The sequence below is a fragment of the Moraxella caprae DSM 19149 genome (genome assembly GCF_000426885.1).
Lineage (GTDB): Bacteria > Pseudomonadota > Gammaproteobacteria > Pseudomonadales > Moraxellaceae > Moraxella > Moraxella caprae.
In genome coordinates this window covers 1-12,131 of sequence record NZ_AUGF01000015.1, presented here as the reverse complement: position 1 = coordinate 12,131, position 12,131 = coordinate 1, and the positions used below count along the sequence as shown (strand labels likewise).

6 protein-coding genes are annotated in these 12,131 nt (G+C 48.0%); 5 read left to right on the top strand and 1 reads right to left on the bottom strand.

Annotated features, from left to right (window positions below):
- The first annotated feature begins 177 nt into the window (after positions 1-177).
- From betB to K941_RS0105475, 3 genes are all read left to right on the top strand, one after another.
- Positions 178-1,695, top strand: a complete 1,518-nt coding sequence (gene betB / locus K941_RS0105485) for a betaine-aldehyde dehydrogenase (protein WP_036387616.1) — start codon at positions 178-180, stop codon at positions 1,693-1,695.
- Positions 1,696-1,737: 42 nt separating this feature from the next.
- The gene (betA, locus tag K941_RS0105480) at positions 1,738-3,450 is read left to right on the top strand and encodes a choline dehydrogenase (protein WP_029102819.1); all 1,713 of its coding nucleotides are present in this window, start codon (positions 1,738-1,740) and stop codon (positions 3,448-3,450) included.
- A 350-nt stretch (positions 3,451-3,800) separates the two neighbouring features.
- Positions 3,801-8,609 (top strand): NAD-glutamate dehydrogenase, encoded by a 4,809-nt coding sequence (locus tag K941_RS0105475; protein ID WP_029102818.1) that lies wholly within the window; start codon positions 3,801-3,803, stop codon positions 8,607-8,609.
- Between the two features lie 143 nt (positions 8,610-8,752).
- Here the strand turns inward: K941_RS0105475 and K941_RS0105470 are convergent, their stop codons facing one another.
- Entirely contained in the window at positions 8,753-9,457 is a 705-nt protein-coding gene (locus tag K941_RS0105470; protein ID WP_029102817.1) for a GntR family transcriptional regulator, read from the bottom strand.
- A 195-nt stretch (positions 9,458-9,652) separates the two neighbouring features.
- Between K941_RS0105470 and hutU the strand changes: the two genes are divergently transcribed.
- Both hutU and K941_RS14845 read left to right on the top strand, forming a co-directional pair.
- Positions 9,653-11,359 carry a urocanate hydratase gene (gene hutU / locus K941_RS0105465; protein WP_029102816.1) on the top strand — a complete coding sequence of 569 codons (1,707 nt, stop codon included), beginning with the start codon at positions 9,653-9,655 and terminating at the stop codon, positions 11,357-11,359.
- A gap of 68 nt (positions 11,360-11,427) precedes the next feature.
- The gene (locus K941_RS14845; RefSeq protein ID WP_051225904.1) at positions 11,428-12,033 is read left to right on the top strand and encodes a hypothetical protein; all 606 of its coding nucleotides are present in this window, start codon (positions 11,428-11,430) and stop codon (positions 12,031-12,033) included.
- Positions 12,034-12,131: the final 98 nt, after the last annotated feature.

Below are 12,131 nucleotides of genomic sequence, written 5' to 3'. Positions count from 1 at the left end.
AATCAATTTGAAATATACAATCATTTTACACAAATTAAATAAGAAAGTCATTAAAAATCAATTATTTGCGTTATAGATGATTTTTTGTTATCATAACCTATCTTTTTGGTTTCATCAACCTTTGAATAAAATTTATAAGTTTTGATGATAAATTTTTAAAAATACAGGAGTCTTGTTATGGCATTGTCATCACTACCAAACGTAGAACAAACATCGCTATACATCGGCGGAAAGTATGCATCCGCCAGTAGCGGGGAGTTTTTTGAGACAGTCAATCCTGCTACAGCAGACACGCTTGCCAAACTGCAAAGTGCTTCAAAAGCGGACGTGGATAAAGCGGTACAAAGTGCCAAAGAAGGACAAAAAATCTGGGCAAGCATGACAGCGGTGGAGCGTTCTCGGATACTGCTAAAAGCGGTGGCAATTTTGCGTGAACAAAATGATAAGCTGGCACGCCTTGAGACGGCGGACACAGGCAAGGCAATCAGCGAGACCGCTTATGTGGATATTGTTACAGGGGCGGACGTCTTGGAGTATTATGCAGGGCTTGCCACCGCCGTTGAAGGAGTGCAAGTGCCACTTCGCACGGGCAAAGAAGGGAGCTTTTTTTATACTCAAAGAGAACCGCTTGGCGTGGTGGCAGGGATCGGGGCGTGGAATTATCCCATTCAAATCGCCCTATGGAAATCCGCCCCTGCCTTGGCATCTGGTAATGCCATGATTTTTAAGCCGAGTGAAGTTACGCCTTTGACCGCTCTAAAACTTGCCGAGATTTATACCCAAGCTGGCGTGCCTGACGGGGTGTTTAATGTCGTGCAAGGTGGTGGTGATGTGGGGGCGTATCTGACCGAACACCCTGACATTGCCAAAATCTCATTTACAGGCTCGGTGGCAACAGGCAAAAAAGTGATGAGCCTTGCAGGAGCATCATCACTAAAAGACGTAACCATGGAGCTTGGCGGTAAGTCGCCTTTGATTGTTTGTGATGATGCCGACATTGAGCTGGCGGCGGACGTGGCGATGATGGCAAACTTTTATAGCACAGGACAAGTGTGTACCAATGGCACACGAGTTTTTGTACCAAGTGCCAAAAAACACGCCTTTGAACAAGCCATTTTGGCACGCCTGCCCAAGGTTCGCTTGGGCGACCCAACTGATGAGACAACCAACATGGGTCCTTTGGTGAGCTTTGCCCACATGGAGCGAGTGCTTGATTATATGGAGCAGGGCAAAAAAGCAGGGGCAACGGTGCTGTTTGGTGGACGGCGTGCGGTGGCGGATGATTTTGCCGAGCATAGCGAGTCGCTGTCCAAGGGGGCGTTTGTGCTACCGACCGTCTTTACTGATTGCACCGATGAGATGAGTATTGTTACCGATGAGATTTTTGGGCCCGTCATGAGTATTTTGACTTATGATGATGAAGATGAAGCAATAGAGCGTGCCAATGACACGATTTTTGGCTTGGCAGGGGGCGTGGTTACCTCTGATTTAAATAAAGCTCATCGCATTACCCACGCCTTGCAAGCGGGCATTTGCTGGGTCAATACATGGGGCGAGTCGGACGCCAAAATGCCTGTGGGTGGCTATAAGCAATCAGGCGTTGGGCGTGAAAACGGCATGATGACACTGGATCATTACACCCAAGTTAAATCCATTCAAATAGAAATGGGTAAATTTGAGTCTATTTTTAAATAACTGGTATATTATCAAATTTGTTAACTTATTTACGGAAAACTTATGACAGAATATGACTATATCATCATCGGAGCAGGTTCGGCAGGTAATGTGCTTGCCACGCGTCTGACAGAAGACAGCGATGTGAGCGTGCTACTTTTGGAAGCAGGTGGTCCTGATTATCGCTTGGATTTTCGTACGCAAATGCCTGCGGCACTGGCGTACCCCTTGCAAGGCAAACGCTACAATTGGGCATATCTGACCGACCCTGAGCCTTATATGAACAACCGCCGTATGGAGTGCGGACGTGGTAAGGGGCTTGGCGGTTCATCGCTCATCAATGGTATGTGCTATATTCGTGGTAATGCCATGGATTTGGACAATTGGGCAAAAATGGACGGGCTAGAAGATTGGAGCTATGCCGACTGTTTGCCCTATTATAAAAAGAGCGAGACCCGTGATGTGGGCGAAAACGACTATCACGGTGGCACAGGTCCTGTGAGTGTAACAACTTCACAGCGTGGCACGGCAATTGGTAGTAGCGTGCTGTTTAATGCCATGGTAGAAGCAGGCGTGCAAGCAGGATATCCACGCACCGATGATTTGAACGGCTATCAGCAAGAAGGCTTTGGACCTATGGACAGAACGGTTACACCAAAAGGACGCCGTTCTAGCACGGCTCGGGGCTATCTAGACATGGCAAAATCACGCCCCAATCTTACCATAAAAACCCATGCCGTAACCGACAAAATCCTATTTTCAGGTAAGCGTGCCATTGGCGTGCAGTATCTACAAGGCAATGACACAAATCCCACAACCGTTCACGCCAAGCGAGAAGTGATACTTTCGGCAGGGGCGATTGCCTCTCCACAGATTTTACAGCGTTCGGGCGTTGGGGCAAAAAATTTGCTTGATGAATTTAAAATCCCTGTTGTGCATGACTTACCAGGGGTGGGCGAGAACTTGCAAGATCATTTGGAGATGTATCTACAATACGAATGCAAAAAACCCGTATCGCTGTATCCTGCCCTAAAATGGTACAATCAACCTGCCATTGGGGCGGAGTGGCTGTTCTTGGGAACAGGCATTGGAGCAAGCAATCAGTTTGAGGCAGGGGGCTTTATCCGAACTCGTCCTGAATTTGAATGGCCAAATATCCAGTATCACTTTTTGCCAGTTGCCATTAACTACAACGGCTCAAATGCCGTAGAAGAGCATGGTTTTCAAGCACACGTTGGCTCCATGCGTTCGCCGTCTCGTGGGCGTATCCGCCTAAAATCGCTAAATCCCCACGACCACCCCAGCATTTTGTTTAATTATATGTCGCACGAGCAAGACTGGCAAGAGTTTAGAGACGGCATTCGTATCACTCGTGAGATTATGCACCAGCCTGCTTTGGATGAGTACCGTGGGCGTGAGATTAGCCCAAGCCGTCATGCCCAAACCGATGCCGAGCTTGATGAATTTGTGCGTAATCATGCCGAGACCGCTTATCATCCGTCTTGTAGTTGTAAAATGGGCATGGACGATATGGCGGTGGTGGACAGCCAAGGGCGTGTGCATGGCTTAGAAGGCTTGCGTGTCGTTGATGCGTCTATCATGCCCCTTATCATCACAGGTAACCTAAATGCCACTACCATTATGATGGCGGAAAAAATCGCCGATGTCATGCGTGGGCAAAAATTGCCAAAATCAACGGCAGGTTACTACAAAGCCGACCCCAATGTGCTAAGACAAGAGCCTGTTCGAGCGTTTGACCCGAGTATGATGCTTTAGGGGTTTATAAAGGGCGGATTTATTCGCCCTTTTTTATTTTCATTGCAAAATATAGTCAAACAAATTTGAAATAAGACAAGGAAAACGAGCGAAGTTGTACAAGTAGTACTACGAGCGAGTTTGACACAGTATTATTTCAAAGTTGGCAGACTATACAAATTACAAAGACGGATGTTAGTACATCTCAGACCCAGCCAAAACACTTATCAGAAATATATCTAAAAAATTTTATATTTATCATAAAAACTAATAATAATACAAAGATTTTCCATTTGCTATTTTGTCAGCTTTGGTTTAGTTTATGCACGTTTATTTTAAACATTTACGGTTAAAACCAATAGGAAAAAAACATGACAAGCAACCATCTAACCATCAGCCCAAAACGTGTCAGCAACATCGCCCGTCACGCCACAAGCCATCATCATGACAACCATGCCAATTATCAAGAGATGCTAGCGAAGTTTATCCCCATCTATTATCAGCACTTGCCCATAGAGATGGCAGACAGATTCTCCGATGAGACGTTGTCGGGCATGGCATTACACCATTTTAGCTTACTAAAAACGCATAACAGCAAAAGCCCCAACATCAGCGTCATCAACCCTTTGGGTGAGTCGCACCTGTTTAACAGTGAGCGTACCATCATTGCTTTGGTCGCCATTGACCGCCCCTTTTTGACCGACACACTACTCATGAGCTTGGAGCGTCAGGGCATTGGCGTTCATCGCATTTATAATAACATCATCAAGGTAGAACGCACGGACGGACACATCAGCGACATTCAAGCGGTTGATGAGAGCAGTGGTCGTGCGGACAGCTGTTTTGCGTTGGTGCATGTTGAGATTGACCGCCAAAGCGAGGATAAGTTGGCGGATATCAAAGAGATGCTATTAAAGAAAGTCCACACCATTGATGTCATTGTTGGCGACTTTGGGGCGATGGCAGATAAGCTAGACGAGATTAAAGAAGAGCTAAAAAGCCTGCCCATTCCCACGGAGCATTATACCAAAGAAGCGGTGACAGGCTTTTTGGAATGGGTGGGGCGTGATAATTTTATCTTTATGGGATATCGTGAGTACCGTTTTGAAAATGACCATGGTGTGCCTGAGCTGTACTCGGTGGGTGGTAGCGGACTGGGCGTGCTACAAGGCAAGGAGACCGATGAGTTGTCCAAGAGTTTTCACGGTCTGCCCACGCACCTAAAACACCTGATAGCCGAGCCACGTGTATTACTACTATCTAAATCGGCACGGCTGTCGCCCATCCATCGCCCCGCTTATCTGGACTTTTTAGGCATTCAAAAATACAACGACCAAGGCGAGCTGATTGGCGAATATCGTTTTGTTGGACTTTTGACATCACGGGCGTATCAGACCAGCGTGGCGAACATTCCGCTACTCAACGAGAAAGCAGGTAAAATCCTTGCCATGTCACGCCTGCCCAAAAACAGCCATGCTTATCTTAAACTTACCCACATCGTCAATACCTTGCCCCGTGATGACCTATTCCAAGCCAGTACCGATGAGCTCTACCCGATGGTGGCGAGCATTGCCAGCTTGCAGGACAAAAACCGCCTACGTCTGCTCGTGCGTACCGACCATTATCAAAGATTTGTATCGTGTCTGGTCTATGTACCGTTGTCTAAGTTTAACAGTGACTTACGTCAAAAAATCCAAGACATTCTAACCCAAGCCTTTGGCGGTGTGTCATCGAGCTTTACGACCGAATTTAACGAGCTTCATCACGCCCGTGTGCATATCCATGTACGCACCGAGACAGGCAAGGTCAAGGATTATGGCCTAGCCAAGTTGGAGCGTGAACTGTCGACACTCATGCACGACTGGACAGATGAATACGCCAAAGCCCTAACCGCCCAGACAGGCGAGAGCCGTGCCAAAGAGATACTGGCGACATTGGGGGCGAGCATTCCTTTGACGTATCGTGAACGGTTTGATGTGCATACGGCGGTGGCAGATACTACTAAACTGCTGTCACTTGATGATGATAAGCCTAAGATTTGGCATTTGTATCAGTCGGCAGGCGAGCGTGCGGACAGCCTAACCCTAAAACTCTACGGCAGGGGCGAGATTTTGACGTTGTCGCACGTCTTGCCGATATTGGAGCATTTTGGGGTGGCGGTCATCTCAGCGTCCACTTATGACTTTGGTGGGCAAGACACCCCTGATGTTAGCGATGATTTGTGGTTACAAGAGTATAAACTCACCTTAAAAGCAGGATTGACGGTGGATTTGACCGCAGTCAAAACGCAGGTGGAGCATGCCTTAGATGAAATTTGGCAAGGGCGTGTTGAGTCCGACCGCCTAAATCAGCTGATTTTGACCACGGACATTGACACCTATGATGTGGTGGTATTGCGTGCCTTGTCTCGCTATATCGTCCAAGCCCGAGCCCCGTTTTCGACCGAGTACATTCACAGCACGTTGGTGGGCAATCCCGCCATTGCCAGTTTGCTTGTCAAGCTGTTCCATGCCAAGATGTCGCCCACCGAGCAGACGGACACCGCCCCGATTTTGGCACAGATTGACAGTGAGCTTAGCTTGGTAACAAGCCTTGATGAAGACCGCATTGTGCGTTGGTTCTTGGATTTGTTAAACGCCATGCTCCGCACCAACTTTTATCAAGTGGACAAAGATGGAGCAAGAAAAGACCGCTTGTCTTTTAAATTCAAAGCAAGTGATATTCCCAATTTGCCAAAGCCCAAGCCCATGTTTGAGATTTATGTGTACTCGCCAAGGGTTGAAGGGGTGCATTTGCGTGGTGGTAAGGTGGCTCGTGGCGGACTTAGATGGTCTGACCGCATGGAAGACTACCGCACCGAAGTGTTGGGACTTGTCAAAGCCCAAATGGTCAAAAACTCAGTCATCGTGCCTGTCGGCTCAAAAGGCGGTTTTGTCTGCAAAGACAAATCCAAGCAGGCAAGCCGTGAGACGTGGCAAGCCGAAGGCGTGGCGTGCTATCAGACCTACATCCGTGGCTTGTTGGACTTAACGGATAATTTGGTTGATGGCAATGTTGTCCCGCCTGCCGATACCGTCCGCCATGACGAGGACGACCCCTATTTGGTGGTGGCAGCCGACAAAGGCACAGCGACTTTCTCAGACATTGCCAACGCTTTGTCCGCCGAATACAACTTTTGGCTACAAGATGCCTTTGCCTCGGGTGGCTCGGCAGGCTACGACCACAAAGGCATGGGCATTACCGCTCGTGGGGCGTGGGAGAGCGTCAAACGCCATTTTCGCTTGATGGGCAAAGACATTCAAGCCCGTGATGAATTCACCGTGGTGGGCATTGGCGACATGAGCGGAGATGTGTTTGGTAATGGCGTGCTACTGTCCAAAAATATCCGCCTTGTGGCAGCCTTTAACCACTTGCACATCTTTATTGACCCAAATCCTGATGCCAAGGCAAGCTTTGAAGAGCGTGAGCGTCTGTTTAATTTGCCACGTTCGGCATGGACGGATTATAAGGCAGAGCTTATCAGCGAAGGCGGTGGGATATTTAATCGCACCGACAAAGCCATCGCCATCAGCCCACAGATGAAAGAGCGTTTTGACATCGCTGAGGACAGCTTAACGCCCAATGAGCTACTAAACAAACTTCTAAAAGCCCCTGTGGACTTGATTTGGAATGGCGGTATCGGCACTTACATCAAGTCATCTGATGAAGACCACAGCGATGTGGGCGACCGTGCCAACGATGCCATTCGTGTGGACGGACGTGAAGTGCGTGCCAAAGTTGTGGGCGAGGGTGGTAACCTAGGCTGTACTCAGCGTGGACGTATTGAGTATGCCCTACATGGCGGACGTATCTACACCGATGCCATTGACAATTCAGGCGGTGTGAACTGCTCAGACCATGAAGTGAACATCAAAATCCTATTAGGCTCAGTTACTGAGCGTGGAGATATGACCATCAAACAGCGTAATGACTTGCTGGCGAGCATGACCAATACGGTGGCAAATTTGGTACTACGCCAAAACTACTTACAGCCACAGACCATTGAGCTGTCCGTTTATCAAGCATATGAGCGTACAGGCGAGCATATTCGCTTTATGAATTTCTTAGAAAAAGCGGGTCGCCTTGACCGTGCCATCGAATACCTGCCAAGCGATGACACCCTAACCAAACGCAAGGCAAAAGATGGACATGGGCTGACCAACCCTGAGCTGGCGGTACTGTTGTCTTATGGCAAAATGTGGGTGTATGATGAACTGCTTGGCAGTGGTCTGACCGAAGATGCCTACTTCTTGCATGAGCTTAAAAAGTACTTCCCAGATACGTTGGGCGAGCAGTTCTTTGATGAGATGACTCGCCATCGCCTGCACCGTGAGATTATCTGTACTTATCTGACTAATGGACTGGTGAACCGCTTGGGCATAGAAAATGTGTTTGCCATGAGTGATGAGACAGGTCACAGCGTGGCGGATATCACCCGAAGCTATGCCATCGTGCGTGATGTCTTTGATGTACAAGCGATGTGGGACAGACTGTCAAGCCTTGACAATGTCGTCGCTGGCAACACCCAAATCGAGCTTGAACTTACCATTCAAGACGTGCTAAAACAAGGCATGACATGGTTCCTAAACCGTCAGCTGACAGGCGAGAGTGTGGCACAGACGGCACTGACCTTTAAAAACTTGGTGGCGAACTTGTTCTCTTATGATGTCATTGATGAGCATTTTGGGGCGTATATCGCCAAAGATGTCGCTGATTTGACCGCCCAAGGACTTAGCGATGATGATGCCCGTGCCTTTGCCCGCTTGCCCATCTATGTGCATGCCCTAGATGTCGTGGCACTTGCCGACCAAAAAGGCGTGGCAGTGACCGATGTGGCACAAGCGTATTTTGGCGTGTTCTCACAGCTACACATGGATAAGCTAACATCAGCGGTGGCGGAGTTGCCTGCCGAGAGTTATTGGGACAGAAAAGTGTCTTATGCACTCACCGGTGAGTTTAACCGCACGCTCATGGCACTCATCACCGATGTGTTGGCGGTAGGTGGTCTGTCAGCATGGCAGGATAAGCACCGTGAGCGACTGGCGGTACTCTCAGAGCAGATAAATGGCTTATCGGACAAAGTGGGACTGGCGGAACTGTCGGTACTACTGAGTGAAGTCAATGGCTTAAAAGCGGTTTAAAACAGCTTTGAATTTATAACTATTTTTAAAAATTTTAAGCCATCAAAAACCCCAATTTAGCCTTAGATTGGGGTTTTGTCTATAAAACTTATTTTTAAAAAGCATGTATCACACCATGCGACAAATCTATGACAAACCCAGCCTTAGCCCAATTCCCCATCAAAACGAAAAGTCGCCCCATCGTGCCACATCTGCACAAAGGTAACAACCTTATCGCCTGAATATGTGTAGCGAGACAAACGCAGGGCAGGCGAGTTTGGCTGACAGTCCAAAAAAGTCGCCACATCAGGCGGACAAGGCTTGGCTTCAATAAAATAGTGTCCACGCACAAGCGGTACTTGACTGATAAGGTAGTCGCTTGTGTTGATTTTATTAAAATCTTGATATTCAAAGGCAGGGATAATCGCCAAATCCACAAAACGCCGTTCAAATTGCAAAGGCTTATCATCGCCAAAATGCACAATCTCCACTTTGTACAGACGCTGAGTGTTATGAAATACCACCCGAGCTGATGGCGGTAAGTCGCTATGGGGCAAGGCAAGCTGGCTTACGACTTTGGCGTGATAGCGTTTGCCTGTGCTTTCTATGTCGTGGGCGATGTTGCGAACGGTGATAAAGGTTTGGTTGAATTGTTGCTGGGCGACAAACGTCCCCGACCCTTGACGGCGTTCTAGCACCTGCTCATCGGTCAGCTCTTTTAGGGCACGATTGACGGTCATGCGAGCCACGCCAAATTCACGAGACAACGCCATCTCGGTGGGAATGGCAGAGCCGACTGCCCATTGTCCTGCGTGGATTTTGGCTAAGATGGCGGATTTTATGCGTTGGTAGGCGGGTGTTTTTGGCATGGTCTTGGCTAAAAACTAATAGTATAGCGTATTTTAAGCCAAAATTAAAGATAATGATTTTTGGTAAAATAATCAAAAACCCCTTGCATTTCCCCAAATTTTTTGCTAAATTGGTCTTAAATTTGTATAGACAAATTTGAGTTTGATTAAGTCATTCACAAGACAACCCAAAACCCCCAAAAAAAGGAACGCATTATGGCAACTCGCACCGACCCCACTCGTATCATCAAAGCCCCCACAGGCACAACCTTGACCTGCAAAAGCTGGCTGACCGAAGCCCCGTATCGTATGATTCAAAACAACCTCCACCCCGATGTGGCGGAAAATCCGCAAAGCCTTGTGGTGTATGGCGGTATTGGACGGGCGGCGAGAAACTGGGAATGCTATGACCAGATTCTAGAAAGCCTTAAAACCCTTGAAACCAACCAAACGCTTTTAATCCAGTCAGGTAAGCCTGTGGGCGTGTTTAACACCCACGAAAACGCCCCAAGAGTTTTGATTGCCAACTCCAACCTTGTGCCAAAATGGGCAACTTGGGAGCATTTTAACGAGCTTGACAAAAAAGATTTGTTTATGTATGGGCAAATGACCGCAGGCAGCTGGATTTATATTGGCACGCAGGGCATTGTACAAGGCACTTATGAGACCTTTGCCGAAGCAGGGGCTCAGCACTATGGCAACGGCACGGACAAATCTACCGACAACTGGAGGGGGCGTTGGATTTTGACCGCAGGGCTTGGCGGAATGGGCGGGGCTCAGCCTTTGGCGGCGACTTTTGCAGGGGCGGTAAGCCTTAACATTGAATGTCAGCAGTCTAGCATTGATTTTCGTCTGCGGACAGGCTATGTGGATAAGCAAGCAGACGACCTAGACCACGCTTATGAACTGATTAAAGAGCACACAAGCCGTGGCGAAGCGGTGTCCATTGCCCTGCTTGGCAACGCAGCTGAGATTTTGCCCGAAATGGTCAAACGAGCCAAAAATGGGGAAATCAAACCCGACCTAGTAACCGATCAAACTTCCGCCCACGACCTTATCAATGGCTATTTGCCAATGGGCTGGACGGTCGATGAGTGGAAGTCCGCCCAAAACGACCCAAGTCGCTACAATGAACTAAAATCCGTTGCCGCCAAATCCTGTGCCGTCCACGTGCAGGCAATCCTTGACTTTGTGGCAATGGGCATTCCTGCGACCGACTATGGCAACAACATTCGCCAAGTTGCCTTTGATGAAGGGGTTAAAAACGCCTTTGATTTCCCCGGCTTTGTCCCCGCTTACATTCGTCCGCTATTTTGTCAAGGCAAAGGACCTTTTCGTTGGGTGGCGTTGTCGGGCGACCCAGAAGACATCAAAAAAACAGACGCTAAAATTAAAGAATTATTCCCCGACAACAAGCACGTCCATAACTGGCTGGATATGGCGACCGAACGCATTCATTTTCAAGGTTTGCCTGCTCGTATCTGCTGGCTTGGCTTGGGCGAGAGACATTTGGCGGGATTGGCGTTTAACGAAATGGTCAAAAGTGGCGAGCTAAAAGCCCCCATCGTCATCGGACGAGACCACTTAGACACAGGCTCTGTTGCCAGCCCCAACCGTGAAACCGAGTCTATGAAAGACGGCACGGATGCAGTATCCGACTGGGCACTCCTAAACGGTATGCTCAATGTCGCAGGCGGGGCAACTTGGGTATCGCTTCATCATGGCGGTGGTGTGGGAATGGGATACAGTCAGCATTCTGGAATGGTCATCGTGGCGGACGGCACCGATGAAGCCGCCAAACGCCTAGCCAATGTGCTTGTCAATGACTGCGGAGGTGGCGTAATGCGACACGCAGACGCAGGTTATGAGCTGGCGATTAAAACCGCCAAGGAATTTGGTTTGAATTTGCCGATGATAAAGTGATTTTAATTAACTAAATTAAAATTAAGTCATTGGCATTTGCTGATGACTTATTTTGTTTTTAAAATTGAATGCTCGTTAAGGATACGGCAATCACGGCACGCATTCCGCCCATTAGCCGATTTAGTGATGAAAAAACAATTCCTGATAATGATAAATTAAATGCACCCAGAATAAAAGTCGCCATAAATACAGGTATTAACACCGCTAAAAATACCCCGCCTTTATACAAACTTTTGTGGGATAATTTTATTGATGGCGTTAATATGGCAAGTGCGATTGTGCCGTCTATTATTGCCATTGGTTTGATTGGGCTGTTGTTAGAAAAACATACGCCTGTGTTTGATTTGCTTGGCATTATCTTATACCCATTTACCTTGATTGGCGGATTGTCTGAACCGATGACAGTTGCCAAAGGCTTGTCGTCAGGACTTGCTGAGATGTTTTTGCCTGCTCTGCTCCTTGCCAAAGCCGATTTATTAACCCGTTATGTGACGGCGGTCGTATCGGTGTCGGGCGTGGTTTTCTTTTCGGCAATGATACCGTGCGTGCTGGCAACCAAAATCCCATTAAGCGTGGGCAAAATGGTGCTGATTTGGTTTATCCGTGTGGCGTTGTCCATTGTTTTGGCAAGTTGGTTTGGGCATTTAGCGATGATGATGGGGTGGCTTGGCTAACCGTTTTGGTAATGGTTTTAAAATCAATCATTCATTAGACTTCCTGCAAAACTACCCAATCCACCCAAACACGAGCTTTACCCTAAGTTCAAATCTTG